This is a genomic window from Marinomonas hwangdonensis, assembly GCF_003721245.1.
Lineage (GTDB): Bacteria > Pseudomonadota > Gammaproteobacteria > Pseudomonadales > Marinomonadaceae > Marinomonas > Marinomonas hwangdonensis.
On record NZ_RIZG01000006.1, the window covers coordinates 77,290 to 92,960 of the forward strand.

17 protein-coding genes and 3 tRNA genes are annotated in these 15,671 nt (G+C 42.4%); 8 read left to right on the forward strand and 12 right to left on the reverse strand.

Annotated features, from left to right (window positions below; all coding sequences use genetic code 11):
* Positions 1-8: 8 nt before the first annotated feature.
* From EBI00_RS10970 to EBI00_RS10980, 3 genes are all read right to left on the reverse strand, one after another.
* On the reverse strand, positions 9-602 hold the full coding sequence (locus EBI00_RS10970) for a CBS domain-containing protein (protein ID WP_123095979.1): 594 nt from the start codon (positions 600-602) through the stop codon (positions 9-11).
* Positions 603-642: 40 nt separating this feature from the next.
* Positions 643-957 (reverse strand): hypothetical protein, encoded by a 315-nt coding sequence (locus tag EBI00_RS10975; protein ID WP_123095980.1) that lies wholly within the window; start codon positions 955-957, stop codon positions 643-645.
* Between the two features lie 195 nt (positions 958-1,152).
* Positions 1,153-1,575 (reverse strand): MaoC family dehydratase, encoded by a 423-nt coding sequence (locus EBI00_RS10980; protein WP_123095981.1) that lies wholly within the window; start codon positions 1,573-1,575, stop codon positions 1,153-1,155.
* A gap of 67 nt (positions 1,576-1,642) precedes the next feature.
* Here EBI00_RS10980 and EBI00_RS10985 point away from each other — a divergent pair, with 67 nt between their 5' ends.
* The 7 genes from EBI00_RS10985 to yjjG all read left to right on the forward strand — a co-directional run bounded on the left by EBI00_RS10985 (position 1,643) and on the right by yjjG (position 7,712).
* Positions 1,643-2,287, forward strand: coding sequence for an HAD-IA family hydrolase (locus EBI00_RS10985; protein ID WP_123095982.1), 645 nt, complete (start codon positions 1,643-1,645; stop codon positions 2,285-2,287).
* A gap of 4 nt (positions 2,288-2,291) precedes the next feature.
* The gene (sppA, locus tag EBI00_RS10990) at positions 2,292-3,314 is read left to right on the forward strand and encodes a signal peptide peptidase SppA (protein WP_123095983.1); all 1,023 of its coding nucleotides are present in this window, start codon (positions 2,292-2,294) and stop codon (positions 3,312-3,314) included.
* Between the two features lie 186 nt (positions 3,315-3,500).
* On the forward strand, positions 3,501-4,265 hold the full coding sequence (locus EBI00_RS10995) for a hypothetical protein (RefSeq protein ID WP_123095984.1): 765 nt from the start codon (positions 3,501-3,503) through the stop codon (positions 4,263-4,265).
* Between the two features lie 53 nt (positions 4,266-4,318).
* Positions 4,319-5,233, forward strand: coding sequence for a 50S ribosomal protein L3 N(5)-glutamine methyltransferase (gene prmB / locus EBI00_RS11000; RefSeq protein ID WP_123095985.1), 915 nt, complete (start codon positions 4,319-4,321; stop codon positions 5,231-5,233).
* Between the two features lie 3 nt (positions 5,234-5,236).
* Positions 5,237-6,334, forward strand: a complete 1,098-nt coding sequence (gene aroC, locus EBI00_RS11005; RefSeq protein WP_123095986.1) for a chorismate synthase — start codon at positions 5,237-5,239, stop codon at positions 6,332-6,334.
* A 97-nt stretch (positions 6,335-6,431) separates the two neighbouring features.
* Positions 6,432-7,010 (forward strand): inosine/xanthosine triphosphatase, encoded by a 579-nt coding sequence (gene yjjX, locus EBI00_RS11010; protein WP_123095987.1) that lies wholly within the window; start codon positions 6,432-6,434, stop codon positions 7,008-7,010.
* Between the two features lie 24 nt (positions 7,011-7,034).
* Positions 7,035-7,712, forward strand: coding sequence for a pyrimidine 5'-nucleotidase (yjjG, locus tag EBI00_RS11015; RefSeq protein ID WP_123095988.1), 678 nt, complete (start codon positions 7,035-7,037; stop codon positions 7,710-7,712).
* 200 nt (positions 7,713-7,912) lie between these two features.
* On the opposite strand, the gene EBI00_RS11020 is transcribed toward yjjG, so the two are convergent.
* From EBI00_RS11020 to EBI00_RS11035, 4 genes are all read right to left on the reverse strand, one after another.
* On the reverse strand, positions 7,913-8,764 hold the full coding sequence (locus tag EBI00_RS11020; RefSeq protein WP_123095989.1) for a universal stress protein: 852 nt from the start codon (positions 8,762-8,764) through the stop codon (positions 7,913-7,915).
* A gap of 10 nt (positions 8,765-8,774) precedes the next feature.
* A complete protein-coding gene (locus EBI00_RS11025) occupies positions 8,775-10,265 on the reverse strand; it encodes a SulP family inorganic anion transporter (protein ID WP_123095990.1) in 1,491 nt (496 codons plus the stop codon).
* A gap of 342 nt (positions 10,266-10,607) precedes the next feature.
* Positions 10,608-10,695: transfer RNA gene (locus tag EBI00_RS11030), tRNA-Ser, on the reverse strand.
* Positions 10,696-10,787: 92 nt separating this feature from the next.
* Positions 10,788-11,363, reverse strand: a complete 576-nt coding sequence (locus EBI00_RS11035) for a nitroreductase family protein (RefSeq protein ID WP_123095991.1) — start codon at positions 11,361-11,363, stop codon at positions 10,788-10,790.
* A gap of 109 nt (positions 11,364-11,472) precedes the next feature.
* Between EBI00_RS11035 and EBI00_RS11040 the strand changes: the two genes are divergently transcribed.
* The gene (locus EBI00_RS11040) at positions 11,473-12,972 is read left to right on the forward strand and encodes a coiled-coil domain-containing protein (protein WP_123095992.1); all 1,500 of its coding nucleotides are present in this window, start codon (positions 11,473-11,475) and stop codon (positions 12,970-12,972) included.
* A 23-nt stretch (positions 12,973-12,995) separates the two neighbouring features.
* Here the strand turns inward: EBI00_RS11040 and nadA are convergent, their stop codons facing one another.
* The 5 genes from nadA to pal form a co-directional block, all read right to left on the reverse strand.
* On the reverse strand, positions 12,996-14,045 hold the full coding sequence (gene nadA / locus EBI00_RS11045; protein ID WP_123095993.1) for a quinolinate synthase NadA: 1,050 nt from the start codon (positions 14,043-14,045) through the stop codon (positions 12,996-12,998).
* Between the two features lie 41 nt (positions 14,046-14,086).
* A tRNA-Lys gene (locus tag EBI00_RS11050) sits at positions 14,087-14,162 on the reverse strand.
* 29 nt (positions 14,163-14,191) lie between these two features.
* Positions 14,192-14,267 (reverse strand) — tRNA-Lys (locus EBI00_RS11055).
* 41 nt (positions 14,268-14,308) lie between these two features.
* Positions 14,309-15,088, reverse strand: a complete 780-nt coding sequence (gene ybgF / locus EBI00_RS11060) for a tol-pal system protein YbgF (protein WP_123095994.1) — start codon at positions 15,086-15,088, stop codon at positions 14,309-14,311.
* The gene (gene pal, locus EBI00_RS11065; RefSeq protein WP_123095995.1) at positions 15,088-15,666 is read right to left on the reverse strand and encodes a peptidoglycan-associated lipoprotein Pal; all 579 of its coding nucleotides are present in this window, start codon (positions 15,664-15,666) and stop codon (positions 15,088-15,090) included. The genes ybgF and pal overlap by 1 nt, the downstream gene beginning before the upstream one ends.
* Between the last annotated feature and the right edge of the window lie 5 nt (positions 15,667-15,671).

A 15,671-nucleotide genomic window follows, 5' to 3' on the forward strand; every position in this document is an offset into this window, starting at 1 on the left:
CAAATTCATTAAGCCACTTGACGTTCTTCAGACCTCTTATTGTTGCTCGTAATAGCTTTCTCATATATTTGTGCAAAATTTGAACACGCTATATCCACGTCTAGCCTTAACTGTCTGGCAACATCATTAGATGAAATGATGCCGCGAATGCTTCTGATATCTTCATCCATTACCAGCAAATGTTGAAACATATTGTTGCGCTGGCTGAAGATTAGAGACTCGATATCCGACTTTTTCAAAGATGAATAGGATAGTGCAATCAAGGATTCTTTTGGTCGCATTAAATCTGAAACCAGTAGTTCATTTCGTCTAAAACCATTCGCAATATGCTTGATAAATACGTCTTCCGTTAAGTCTTCAAGACTGATAATGCCAACAAAGTGATTGGCTTCATCAACGACCATTTTCATTCGTACGTGCTCTTTTTTCATTAAGAGCGCTAAGTCATACGCTTGAGTGTGGCTTTCTATAACTCTAGGCCCAGTTTTTTGAAAGTCTGTGAATACCAATAAAGCAGAAGAATAAAGATCAGTATTTGATGAGATTGCTGGCCAAACAAGTTCATCAACGCCTTTTGTTGAAACATAAGTGAGTGTTTTCATGATATAGCTCCAAATTATATTGTAATAAAAATAGGGTCGGCTAAATCATTGAATAAGGTGGCGCTCTTGGAAGGTGATTTTCTCTGTATTGATGATGGGGGGGGGTTATTAGTGAGTCAGAACCTGATTCATTTGAAAAAAATACTTTTTGAGAAAAAGTAGGATTTGTAAGAAAGTCAGCATCTACTTTATCTTCTTTTTCCAGTAACGGCAGATCGGAGAAAGTCTGCTCAGAAATGACTTCTAACCATTGTTTTGATGCAGTTTGGTCGGAATCTGCACGTTGGGTTACCGTCAGCAAAGACGCCAACAAAACAGCAAATATAAGAACAAGCTGAACCCTTACGACCGCCACTGCATCAAAACCTCAAAATGAAATATTATGTAATTAATATAGATCTTATTTGACAGAAATTACAGAAGGTTTTAATGATTAACGTAAGTTTTCTTATTTACGTGCTTAAAAACAAGAAACCTATCTTTCATTCTGCGAAAATCACAGCCAAGCCAAACAGAGAGAACAATACATGCTCTTTCTATTTGGATGCTATCAGCTAGATGTTGGCAGCATAATCACAGCTTCGCCAGTTACGACCACTTTCCCTTCACATTCACATACCGTTTTTAAGGTCGCGCGACGACGACGTTCGTTGATGTCTATGACCGTCACAGTAGTGACCACCTCTTGACCAATAAAGACAGGCGCCCGAAATTTAAGCGATTGTTCAAGATAAATACAGCCAGGCCCAGGTAGTTGTGTGCCAATTGCCGCGGAGATAAAACCAGCCGTTAGCATGCCATGGGCAATAGGCTGTCCAAATGATGTGCTTGCAGCGTATTCGGCGTCTAAATGAACGGGGTTTGTGTCACCTGTCATTTCTGCGAAAGCATGCACGTCTGCTTCCGTCACTACTTTACGATACTCAACACTTTGCTCAATGGAAAGTTGTTCTAATGTATAACCAGTCGTCATTACCAATCCTTATTTTGTCATTTTCGGTTATGGTACACTTTCGTTAGACTATTCTTAAGAGGTATCTATGGTTAAGTTGGTAATTTTTGATTGGGACGGTACCTTGTTTGATTCTATTGATAAAATCTGCCTAAGTATGTTGCAGGCTGGGGAATTAGCCAACGCACCCGACAGACAAACAGACGACGTGAAAAACATCATTGGTCTTTCTCTCGATAAAGCCGTTTCTGTGATTTGGCCAGAACTCAATAAAAATGAGTGCGATGTCATTATCGAGCACTATAAATACCTCTACAGGGCTGCGGACGAAACACCTCCAAAGGCTTACGACGGTGTTATGGATGTATTAGAAAAACTTCACTCAACGAACATAAAAATGGCGGTAGCAACCGGAAAGAGTCGAAGAGGTCTGGATAGAGTCATGACGGCAACGAAAACGGGGCATTATTTCAGCTCGACACGCTGCGCAGACGAAACTTTATCTAAACCTCACCCATTAATGCTTGAACAAATATTGACAGAACTCAGTCTTTCCCCAGATCAAGCTATCATGGTGGGAGACACAGAATACGATTTAAACATGGCAACTAACGCAGGCATGAAGAGTGTTGGCGTTACGTATGGAGCTCACAGTAAGGCCCGTTTAGAAGCGCTTCAACCATACGGTTTACTTAATAACTTCAATCAATTAACGACTATTTTAGGTTTATAAAGCCATGAGCTGGACAGAAGACGAAGATCAACAGAAATCCCTTGAAAAAAAGCATGAGACAGCGGAATCGTGTACAGAAAACGCGAAAGATTTAGAACGACTTGATCCAAATAAAGAGATTTGGGCATTACTGGAAAAAACGCTCAATGACAATTTAATTGAAAAACGACGCGCTAGACGCTGGAAGATATTCTTTCGCTTTACAACGTTAGCAATTTTTTTAGCCGTTATCGGTGGCTGGTTTGCAAAATCCAATTTCCAAGATGTCAGCTTAGAAGGTGATGTGGTGGCCATGATTCCTATGCGAGGTGTGATCGGCGCCGATAGCGAGATTGAATCCTCCGAATTTGTTGGTTTGTTGGATGCCGCTTACCAAAACTCCCGTTTAAAAGGCGTCGTGATTGAAATGAGCAGCCCGGGGGGAAGCCCCGTCCATTCTGGCATAATTTATGATGCCATTCGTGCCAAAAAGCAAAGCTATCCTGATATTCCAGTGTTCGTGGTGATTGAAGATATGGCGGCATCAGGGGGCTATTACATTGCTTCCGCTGCCAGTGAGATCTACGCGGACAAAGCCAGCTTAGTTGGCTCAATTGGAGTGATTTCATCTGGTTTTGATGCCAGTAATTTGCTCGAAAAAATTGGAGTAGAACGACGTACGTTTACAGCGGGTCGCAACAAAGCCTTTTTGGATCCGTTTGCACCAATGACCGAAGAGGCGAAAACCAAATGGCAGGCGGTGCTAGACGAAACCCATCAGCAATTTATTGACGCCGTAAAAGAAGGTCGAGGGGACAGGCTCATTATCACCGAAGATGTTTTCTCTGGTATGGTATTTACCGGCTCACAGGCCGCAAAGATCGGCTTGATTGATGGCTTAGCGAGTGTCAACGACATCTTAAATACGCGATTTCCCAACGCTGAGCCTCTTTTCTACGAGCCCAAGCAAGACTCTTGGAAGGAACTGGCGAAAGAGCTTGGTGTGGAAGTAGCGACAAAAGTTCTTAACCGTACCAATCTTCAATAATATGCCATTCATATAAATCAGCCCCTTCGGGGGCTTTTTTATTGCCAAAAATAACCAGGATTCAGCACTGAGCTTTAATAGGTCATCAAGCTACAAAGGTTGCATCCTATGAAATATAAAATATATTTGATAATATAAATACATATTTTATTTAATTCGCTTTTTATTACTTAATGGATACCCATCATGGCTCGCAAAGCAAACATAGCAAGAGAAGAAATCCACCAAGCCTGCTGGCTGTTATTAGAACAAAATAGCTTTCCCAATATCCCACGCTTGGCAGAGCATTTTTTGCAACAAGATGGTCGTCGTTGCTCCAATACCACCCTAATGAATGCCATCGCGGAATGGGAAGACACATACAAAGAATATCAACAACACCAATTAAAAGAGTTAAACGATGTTCTCGGACCGGTTTTTAAGCGTTTTTCACGAGAAGTGACTCAACAACTTGGGCAATTATTGGATGAAAAAACGACAGAAATAGAGCAACACCAACTACGTAAGCAAGAGGCAACACAAAGCGGCTACCTCTCCTTATCATCAGCACTAATCGATCTGCAAACCGCCCATGATACATTGACGATAGAGTGTCAAAAAAGAACAGAAGAAGCCGAACACCTGAAGCAAAAATGGGTGTTTTGTGAACAAAGATACCAAGAGGTGATGGCGCAAAATGCGGTGTTAACCTGTCAAGTCCAGCAAGCACAAAAAGACAACTCTGAGCTACGTCTCAACCTCGCTCAAAAAGAAGTAGACTTAGCCAAACAAGACAATGAACTAGCATTGATAAAAGAAGAATACACAAGGCTCGCGGCAGAACTCATCGATCGTCAAAATGAGCAACGCGTGGATGAGAATACAAAATGGCAAGAAATGTCAAAAAAACTTGAGGAAATCACTCACTCAGTGAAAACCTTACAACGCAAAGATAGAGGCTCGAAACAATAACCGTTATAATGCCTTACTCGCTGTATTTGCGCATTCATTATTAAGAAGAGAAGATGAGCAACAAACAATCCGCTATTCGTGATTTAAACACCATCAAAGACTTCATTCGCTGGACCTTTAGTCGTTTTCAACGGTCGGACTTGTTTTACGGTCACGGCACAGATAATCCCTGGGACGAATCCGTTCACCTTGTCATGGGGGCATTAAAGCTTTCGCTCGACTTTGATCGCGATATGTTAGATTGCGCACTGACCTATGATGAAAAGAAGCATATTCTTAAATTAGTACAAACGCGCATTACCAAACGTGAGCCGCTACCATACTTGTTGGGCGAAGCTTGGTTTATGGGGCTACCTTTCAAAGTCACCAAAGATACACTTATCCCGCGTTCTCCAATTATTTCTTTGCTAAGAAGTGAATTTTCACCTTGGCTGAAGAATTATCCATCCCACATCTTAGATATGTGCACAGGGTCAGGGTGTTTGGGGATTGCGGCGGCACTGGTTTTTGAAGAGGCCGATGTCGATATTTCAGATATCAGTGAAGCCGCATTGTTGGTCGCTAATGAAAACATCGCTCGCCATCAATTAGAAGACCGAGTTCATGCTATTCATTCTGATATGTTTAAAAGCCTAACGGGCAAGCAATACGATCTGATTATTTGTAATCCCCCTTATGTTGATGCGGATGATTTCCAGAATGCACCAGCAGAATTTCATAATGAACCTGAATTAGCCTTAACATCCGGTGAAGATGGACTTAATTTCACCCACGAATTTTTAGCCCAAGCCGCGCATTATCTGCAAGATGACGGTATATTAGTATACGAAGTAGGAAACACCGAGGTCACTTTACAAGCCGCTTACCCTAGCATTCCATTTATGTGGGTAGAATTAGAGCAGGGTGGCAATGGCGTTTTTATCCTAACGAAAGAACAACTTAGTGAACTATTACAAGAGCAGAAATAAATTATGTCTGGTAATACATTTGGAACACTTTTAAAAGTCACCACCTTTGGTGAAAGTCATGGTCTTGCGCTTGGTGCCATTATTGATGGTTGCCCACCAGGGATTGAGCTTTGCGAAGCGGATTTACAGCGTGATTTAGATCTACGCAAACCCGGCACATCGAAACACACAACACAACGTCGTGAAGCTGACGAAGTCAAAATCATGTCTGGTGTTTTTGAAGGCAAAACCACGGGGACACCGATTGGTTTAATAATCGAAAATACCGATCAGCGCTCAAAAGATTACGGCAATATAGCGGAGACTTTCCGTCCTGCCCATGCTGATTACACTTACGACCAAAAATACGGCTTCCGCGATTATCGTGGGGGCGGTCGTTCATCCGCTCGGGAAACAGCGATGCGCGTAGCCGCTGGTGCCATTGCCAAGAAATACTTGAAGCAACAATTTGGTATCGAAATCCAAGGTTTCTTGTCACAACTTGGCCCAATTAAATTGGAAGTCAAAGATTTAAGCCAAGTCTACGAAAATAGCTTTTTTAGCCCTGATCCAGATGCGATTCCACAGCTTGAAGAATACATGACGGCGCTACGTCGTGAAGGTGATTCAGTGGGTGCGAAGATTACGGTTATTGCTAAGAACCTAATGCCAGGTTTAGGTGAGCCAGTATTTGACCGTCTAGATGCAGACATCGCCAAAGCCATTATGAGTATTAACGCTGTAAAAGGCGTTGAAATTGGTGATGGTTTTGACGTTGTTGAACAAAAAGGCAGCCAACATCGCGACGAAATGACACCAGAAGGGTTTCTCAGTAATCACGCAGGTGGTGTACTGGGTGGCATTTCATCTGGGCAAGATATTGTGGTTCACATGGCATTAAAACCAACATCAAGCATTACCATCCCTGGTAAAAGTATTGACCGTGCCGGCAACCCTATAGAAGTCATTACCAAAGGCCGACATGATCCTTGTGTTGGCATTCGCGCAACGCCTATTGCCGAAGCAATGTTAGCGTTAACCATCATGGATCATTTGCTCAGACATCGAGCGCAAAATGCCGATGTTGTTTGCCCAACGCCCATCATTAAAGGGCAAGCTTAACACACATACATTAGTGCTTTAATAAGCCGCTATTGATCATTCTAGATGATAATAGCGGCTTTTTTATTCATCTAAAGCCATCAACGAGATTGCCTATATGACCATGAAAGCAGACTCCACAGTCATCAGAATTTGTGTCGGATCCACTAATCCCGTCAAAGTGAATGCCGCAAAACAAGCCTTTTCCCAAACGTTTCCCAATTACATCATTCATTGCGAAGAGATGCATGCGCCATCGGGTGTTGCCGATCAACCGATGACAGAAGCAGACACTCGTCTTGGTGCACAAAACCGAGCGCGTTACTGTTTTGAACAGAATTATTTAGCTGATCATGGCAGTCAAAGTATGGATTTTTGTGTTGCTATGGAAGGAGGTGTTGATGAATTCGAGGAGGGCGCAGCAACATTTGCGTATGTCGCGATTGTAAATAGTGACGGGGATTTAATGTCGGGCCGCTCAGCAAACTTGCCTTTACCTTCGAAAGTGTACGCGCACCTGTTAGCTGGTGAAGAGCTTGGTGTAGTCATGGACGCGCTATTCAATACCAACAACATTCGACAAAAAGGCGGAGCGATAGGGCTATTAACGAATCATGCCGCCACACGGGAAAGTATCTATACACAGGCTTTAATACTGGCATTAGCGCCAGCATTACACCCACAACATTACCTTTAAATTTTCAAAATGTGCAGTTAAACAATGAAATATCAATGGACCCTATTTGACGCGGACGAAACACTTTTCCATTTCGACAACCTTGCTGGCCTAAAACACATGTTTGCTCAACATAGTATACATTTTGAGCAAAACGACTTTGATGAGTATCAAGTCGTTAATAAACAGCTCTGGATAGACTATCAAAACGGCCAAATCAGTGCCGAGCAGTTACAAACACGCCGCTTTGCACTGTGGAGCGAACGATTATCCATCAGCACAAAAGAGCTGAATAAGCAGTTTTTAGATGCCATGGCGGATATCTGTAAAACCATACCAGGCGCTGTTGAGCTTGTGACACATTTGCATGCAAACAAAGTAAATATGGGCATCATTACCAATGGTTTTGCTCAATTGCAGACCGTGCGTTTAGAGCGTACAGGATTTTTACCGTATTTTTCACCCGTTGTGATTTCCGAGCTCGTTGGTGTAGCCAAGCCACATCCAAGTATTTTTCAATACGCATTAGAGCAAATGGGATCCCCAGATAAAAATCAGGTATTGATGGTCGGCGACACGTTAGAATCGGACATTCTTGGTGGCAACAACTTTGGCTTCGATACATGCTGGCTCAATCGCCACAACAAAACACACACAGAAGAGATTCGACCCACATACCAAGTCAATTCACTGATTGAATTATTGGAACGATTTAAAGCTTAAAATTAGGCCATAGCACGGCAATAACAGGCTTATCCACTATTTCCGATAATAACATTTATCGGAAATAGTGTGGGTAAAATGACGTAAAAACACACCCTCTGATACTTATTTTATTGATTAGATACATGAATTGACTGCATTCATAATACATCTATAAAGGACGAAACTGACTTAGTTCAGTTTCGCCCTCAACAGAAAGATTATCTTAAAACAATCAATGGGATTTGGCTGCTTTCGATCGTACGCAGCGTGTTGCTACCCAAAAAGAATTGACGAATTTTAGAGTGACCAAACGCGCCCATCACCATCAACTCTATATTGTTACGCATTTTATAATCGTCTAACGAGGCAAAGATCTCGCCTTCAATAAATTCCGCTTTCACGTCGAATCCTTGTTCACGTAGACGCTGTGCTGTTTGTTGAAACTTTTGTTCAATTTCCGACTCGTTATTTTTAATGGTCACCAGATGACAAGTCATTCCATGCAATAAACCACCTGAAATAATACGTTCCACCGCCTTATCAGCCGTAGCGCGGCCATCATAGGCCAACATAAAGTTGGTTGGTGCTGCAAAATTTTTTGTGGCAATAAGCACTGGTGTGTGGACTTGGCGAATCAGGTGCTCAATGTGAGAACCTAACGCTTTAAAGTCTTGTTGATGCCCTTCTCCTGAACGTCCAACGACGATTAAGCGAGCTTCTTTTTCTAGCTCTATCAAAGCTTCAACAAAGTCACCATGACGCTGTTTCTGTACAACTGACTCACAACCTTGATCATGCGCCAATTGTGTGACATGTTCGAGCATACCCTTGCTTAACTGCAACGCTATTTTTCCACGTTGCTGATCTAGTGACGCCATTTCAGCCAATAAAGCGGAACGCGCACCTAAACCAATCGCACCTGTTAGGTCATCTGCCCCATGTTGCTGTTGTCTTTCAATAGTGTGTAAAAACATTAGTGGTTTACTCAGCGCCTTAGACACCCAAACGCCTGCATGGCAAACATCATTGGATAATGCTGAACCATCGATACAGGCTATTATTTTTTCCATGTTTAACTCCTTAGTGTCCGCCCATGAGCTTTTCAACTTCTTTTGGATCATTGTGCATTGCAAATTTATCCACGACGGTTTCAGTGGCCGCATTCATGCCCACCAGTTCTACTTCAGCACCTTCACGACGAAATTTAATGACCACCTTATCTAACGAGGAAATGGAAGTAATATCCCAAAAATGCGCATTCGTTAAATCAATAACCACTTTATCAACCGCTTCTTTAAAATCGAAGGATTCAACAAAGGCTTCTGAGGATGCAAAAAACACCTGACCAATTACACGGTATGTGCGCACAGACTGATCATCGCTTTGTTCTGCTTTTACGATCATAAAACGGCCAATTTTATTGGCAAAGAACAAGGTAGCTAACAAAACTCCGACGAATACACCCAATGCAAGATTATGAGTCCACACAACAATAACAACCGTTGTCACCATAACAATATTAGTGGATAACGGGTGTTTTTTAAGGTTGGTAATGGAGCTCCAAGAAAAAGTACCGATTGACACCATGATCATCACCGCAACCAATGCGGCCATGGGGATTTGTTTTATCCACTCGCCCAGAAACACCACCATAATTAAAAGAAGTGTCCCTGCAATAAAGGTGGACAAGCGCCCTCTACCACCCGATTTTACGTTGATAATCGATTGACCTATCATGGCACAACCCGCCATACCACCGAGTAAACCCGATCCTATATTAGCAATACCTTGTCCCTTGCATTCACGGTTACGATCACTTTTTGTATCGGTCAAGTCATCGACAATGGACGCTGTCATCATGGATTCTAATAAGCCAACCACAGCTAAGCCAATAGAATAAGGTAAGATTATTAACAGAGTGTCTAGGTTTAAAGGCACGTCAGGCCACAAAAAAATTGGCAAAGTATCTGGTAATTCACCCATATCGCCAACGGTGCGAATATCTATTCCTGCTATCATGGCGAAGGCCGTCAACACTACGATACACACCAAAGGTGAAGGCAAGGTTTTACCAATCACAGGCAGATAAGGAAAAAGATAAATAATGCCTAAGCCTGCTGCTGTCATAGCGTAAACGTGCCATGTCACATTGGTTAGCTCTGGTAATTGCGCCATAAAGATCAGTATCGCCAAAGCATTTACAAACCCTGTTACCACAGAACGCGAGACAAACCGCATCAGACTGCCTAACTTTATGTAGCCAGCAATAATTTGAATCACACCAGTTAGTAAGGTCGCCGCTAACAAATATTCCAAGCCATGCTCTTTTACCAAAGTCACCATAAGCAAAGCCATGGCGCCAGTAGCAGCCGAAATCATACCTGGACGCCCGCCAACAAAAGCAATAACGACAGCGATACAAAAAGAGGCGTACAAGCCCACTTTTGGATCAACGCCGGCAATAATAGAGAACGCGATGGCTTCTGGAATTAGAGCCAAAGCCACGACAATACCAGCCAAAATATCTCCACGAATATTGGAGAACCATTCCATTTTCATTTTTTCGAGCATAGGTTACCTATATATGAGCACACCAACACAAGCACAATTGACGTGCAACGTTAGCATCATCCAGTTTAAGAAATTAAAATTACAAACTAAGCAGTACAGATTGGCGCATAAATGCCCACGTGTTGAAAATCATCGACAACAGTGTAAAGGATATTGTCTCATGGAAATGTGACGAAAAAAGCAGGGGAACTTAAGGTGGCGTAAGACGCAAAGTACATATCCTTATATGCAGCATTAATTAAGGTTGTCATCTTAGCAGAATATTGACACTAGTCAAATTAAGCACAAATCACCAAATTTGAAGCCAAAAAAAAGACGCCCTAAGACGTCTTTTCTATTTTTTGGCGGTGAGCAAGAGATTCGAACTCTTGATGCCTTTCGACATACACGCTTTCCAGGCGTGCTCCTTCGGCCACTCGGACAGCTCACCTAAACTTTTATTACGCTCTGCGTAAAATGTGCGCGTATGATAGTTAGCGCGGTAAAAGATTGCAAGGTATTTTATAAAATTAATCTTAAAAATTAATCTCTTACCCATTGTAGCAATGGTTCTAGGTTAACTTCTTTTGCCGTTTGATCACAATCTAAGTTTTGCTCGTTCGTTCCAGCATAAATAAGGCCCACTATTTGATCGGATTCTTGCAAGGACAATAAAGTCTTTGTTTTTGAGGTATAACAAGCTGGACCACTGCGCCATATAGCCCCATAGCCAAGGGCGTTAAGACCAAGCAATACCTGTTGAGCCGCTGCAGAAACCGCCATTATTTGCTCAACAGCAGGGACTTTCGCATGTTTTGTAATATGGGCATAGACTAATAAAATCGCAGGCGCACGAAAAGCTTTCTTTGTAAAGGCAGGCTTTTTGTCCAAAGACATCGTAGGCACTTCATCTAGAGCATGTTGCCAATAAATTTCGCCTAATGCGTTGCGCCCTTCTCCTTCATATATGCAATAACGCCAAGGCTGAAGATTGCCATGATCAGCGGCCCGACAGGCCGCACTTAAAATGGCCTTCCAGTCATCTTCACTTGGTGCAGGGGCAACCAACTTCGTTTGAGATCTGCGGTTGCGCATGAAGGTTATAAATTCAGCGTTCATAAATATTAATCCAATTAAATACACGACAATCGTCTATTGATACTAAGTTTTGCTATAGTGGAATAGCAATAGTTATTCCTTTTTCAACTCCGTATTTTGGGAGCGAGTCATGCCAAAATGGTTAGTTTTGTTGTTATTAGAGTTCAGTACGCTCTTACTCATAATCAATGCCGTCATTTACTGGCTCTCACGTTCGTTGAAAATGAAACTTGCAATCAAAAACAGCAATGAAACTCACAGTAACAACATTATAAATGCAGCGAACCCAGATGATGATTCCATCGCCTACAAGAAGCTTGTTCACTATATAGACGGACAAATTCAGTTTGCGGCCAATTCAATTACGCAAGCCAATATTGAAAAGCACGACATTAACAAATTTAAAATCTGGGGGACGGTACTAAGAGCAGAAAGAGCCATTTTACTCAATCAAGTCAGTGATCAACCTCAACCTATTTTAAGCCGATTTCTATCAAGCATGCTGTACGCTTTGTCAGCCCCAAAGCTGCAAACGACTAACCCAGATGAACTGAGTCAAAATTTAACAGAAATGCAAGCTGAATTCTATCAAACCGCAGAACTGCTCATCTCAAAAGAGTCTCTACTAAAGCATCAAAAAGAGCTTAATGACGACATACGAAACAATATTGATCGAGCTCAAAAGCGGGTTAGGCAGCTTGGAATCAAACAAAATGAAGAAAAACGTCTAGAGTTAGAAATTAACGAGTTAAAAAAGAAAATTTTAATGTTGGAGAACCAGCAGCAAAGTAGCTCTGATAATACCGCTAACTTTGATTATAATTGGGATCATCCTGATCAGGATCAGTGGCAATCTAAAGCGACTTCCTACTTGCAGATTTCTATGCTTAATGGCTTATCCAATAGACAAAAAATGGTAATTGACCAACTTAAAAGTGAGATAAAAAGAGCCTCTAAGAAGAATTATTTTCAAAGTTCAATAGAAGCCCAACAAGTTGCCATTACCAAACTTGAACGTATTTCGATCGAATCACACGCATTAATTTTTCAACTTGAAGAAGAGCTCAAGCTCTCAAGCCTCTCAATTGAATCTCTCAAGCAAGACATCAGCTTAAAAGATGTGAAGTTAGCGGAGTTAGAGCAACAATTGGCACAAAGCAATGAAACCGCTATTGGAAATCTACAGTCGCTCACCGCAACGAAAAAAGAAACGTTTGGCGCACTTCGAGCAGGTCTTGACACGGCATTAGAAAAAAACACCTCCACAAACTTAGTGGAACAAGATAAGGATGCCAAAACCCTTGAGCGACTTTTATTGGAGTCAGAAACCTGCGTTACGTTGTTGGCACAAGAACTAGAAATAGCCGAAGAAGCGAATGAGGAACTTAAAAAGCAATTAGCTCAAACATCAATGAAAGAAAATACAAAACACTTAGAAAAGCAAAGAGCGTTCAACAAGCGTCTGTCACAATCAACAACAACACTAAAAGAGAAGTTAGCCAACTTAGCTACCAGTAAGCACCATCAAGAACTAAGAGTGAGCTACAACAAGAAGAGTTTGGAATGCGACAGGATACAATTGGCTTATTCCGACCTAGAAATGAAATACCTAAGGACGCTAAACAAATAGCCATCCTTAGGCAATTAGAGATCTTAAGATTTAGCTTGAAAAGTCAGCATTTTCTTTAGGGGCTTCAAGGCTTTCTGTCTTATGTCTTCATTAACATAAATCTGTCCAGAACCATCTCTTAAAGCATTTCTCAACATTTCTAGACTATTGAGCGCCATCCAAGGGCAATGCGCGCAGCTTCGACAGCTAGCACCAGAGCCCGCTGTTGGGGCTTCGAGGAAGCGCTTATTAGGTGAAGCTTGCCTCATTTTGTAAAAAATACCTCGGTCAGTGGCGACGATAAAGGTATCGTTCACCATACTTTTAGAAGCATTAAGTAATTGCGAAGTCGAACCCACGACATCTGCAATTTCCACAACAGATTCAGGTGACTCAGGGTGAACTAATATAGCCGCGTCAGGGTATACTGCTTTAAGATCAAGGATACCTTTTGCTTTAAATTCCTCATGGACGATACAAGCACCATCCCAGAGAATCATGTCTGCGCCCGTTTCTTTCTGAATATAGCCACCCAAGTGCTGATCAGGTGCCCAGAGTATTTTTTCACCCTGCTCCATAAGATGATTAACAACATCCAGCGCTATGCTTGACGTCACTACCCAATCAGCGCGAGCTTTAACAGCGGCTGAAGTGTTAGCATACACCACAACTTTTCTGTCCGGGTATTGATCACAAAACGCAGAAAATTCTTCTATTGGACAGCCTATATCTAAGGAACAGGTTGCTTCGAGGGTCGGCATAAGTACAGTTTTTTCTGGGCTTAAGATTTTTGCTGTCTCACCCATAAATTTAACCCCAGCCACCACAAGCGTTTCAGCATCGTGAGCCGCACCAAATCGAGCCATTTCCAGCGAGTCAGCAATAACACCACCCGTTTCTTCCGCCAGCTCTTGTATCGCGTCATCTGTATAGTAATGAGCAACTAAAACGGCGTTTTTCTCTTTAAGTAGCGCTTTGATTTCAGCACGGATTTCTAAGTCATCCACACCGTTTGTCGTTAGGCTGTTTTCTGCGTTTAACAAATGTTTTTGAACCGTCTCACGAAGAGCCGCTTTATTTAAAAGATTGGACATATCATTACCCCTTAAGAAACTGGGAGCGGAGTGCGTGTTTTTGGTGGGTCGTACTGGATTCGAACCAGTGACCAATTGATTAAAAGTCAACTGCTCTACCAACTGAGCTAACGACCCAAAAACGGAGAAAAATAAAAACAAGAGGTTGGTGGGTCGTACTGGATTCGAACCAGTGACCAATTGATTAAAAGTCAACTGCTCTACCAACTGAGCTAACGACCCAACGGGCTGAGTATAATACAGAGCCCGCCGAGAAATGCAAGCTATTTAATATTACTCAAATAGCCCGCTGCTAGCTGTGCGGCTTTGCTGTCAGGAAAACGTCTGATAACATCCTGCAGGTAAGATTTGGCTTTGGCCGTGTCAGCCAATTGATCATTGACTGTACCTAGCTTGTAGAGTGAGTCAGGCTCTTTGTTGTGCCCAGGGAAGCGCTCTATCACGGTTGTAAACGCAACAATAGCTTCTTCTCTCTTGTTTTGGACAAGCTTCACTTCACCCAACCAATAATAGCCGTTACCCGTCAGAGTATCTTTTGGGAAATTCTCTACAAACAAAGATAAAGCTTTTTCCGCCTGTTCAAAATTACGCTGTCGAATAAGATCATAAGCATCATCGTATGCTTTCTTGGATTCTACACTAGGCGCTTCTAATGACACTGGAGCCAAAGGAGAGCTCCGCAATACCGAAGGAGAACTGCTAGGAGCGGCTCTGTTTACAGATGCGGGCTGCTCTGCCAATGGCACAACTGGCGAGCTAACAACAGTTGCTTTTGATGCCGAAGACATTATCAGAGATATTCGCTTATCAAGATCAATATAACGGTCTCTCTGACTTTGCTTCATAAGCTTAAGCTCATGCCCTTGCTCTTCCAACTGACCTCTTAGGCTCTGAACTTCCTGCTGAAGCGTTTCTAGCTGAAAAAGCAGCTCTGCAGCAGCGTTTGATGACAAACCTGCTACAGGGCTCTCAGCGAATGCTAAAGGCGTTGCTGTTAGCAACACCGAAGCAATAGCATAAGATTTAACTTTTTTTAACATCATTATTCGTAACGTACTTCAACACGACGGTTTAACTGCCAAGCATCACTATTGCTTCCAAACGCAACAGGCACTTCTTCACCAAAGCTTACTGTTTCGATCTGAGAAGCAGCAACGCCTTGGATAGTAAGGTAGCGGCTGATTGCTTTAGCGCGGCGCTCACCAAGAGCCATATTGTATTCGCGAGTACCACGCTCATCAGCATGACCTTCTAGAACAACACGCGCATCTGGATTATTTACCAAGAATTGAGCATGTTTAGCTAGCGCTTCGCGAGATTCAGGGCGTACGATAGATTTGTCGAAATCAAAGTAAAATACAGTCTCAACACCAGCCAATGGGTCAACAATCACTTCTTCAGCTACAGCTTCATCCTCAACAATAACACTCGTTAAAGAACCCTCTTGACCAGCACCAAAAGATTGATCTGTTGATGCATCAGCGCCTTCAGATTGAACACTTGAATCTGTGGCTTCAGCAACGGTAGATGTATCGGTTTCCGTCGCTGTAGTGCTACAACCGGCAATAATAGCCGTAGAAAAACCAATTACAGCCAGTTTACCTAATTTATTTACACTCATTATTA